At 63.1% G+C, this 298-nt stretch carries 1 protein-coding gene; it reads right to left on the minus strand.

Annotated features, from left to right (window positions below; translation table 11 throughout):
* Positions 1 to 298 (minus strand): hypothetical protein (locus F2P45_RS35040; protein WP_166882750.1); only part of this gene is annotated, 298 nt, incomplete at both ends.

Genomic DNA, 298 nt, shown 5'->3' on the forward strand with positions numbered 1-298 from the left:
CACAGCGTCTTGCCGCATGGCCTGGACGCGCTTGATGACCCCAGGCATGTTGATCCTGATCGGGGTGGTCGGATTTTTTTTGTTCCACTCGTTGCGCCACGCACGCGCCTCTGTGACCATGGCCGTGTCGCCGGCGGCCAGGCCCTGCGCCCAGTGCTCGGCGATTTCCATGGAGCGCATGCGGTTTTGCCCCACCATATTCAGGGCCTGGCCCTTGGCTTCCTGGATGTCCGCGGTGCTGTTCGGCTGGAAGCCGATCATCTTCATCACCGCCTCGGCGTTGCTGGTGTCGTTGACG

The sequence above is a fragment of the Massilia mucilaginosa genome (assembly GCF_011682145.1).
Lineage (GTDB): Bacteria > Pseudomonadota > Gammaproteobacteria > Burkholderiales > Burkholderiaceae_D > Telluria_A > Telluria_A mucilaginosa.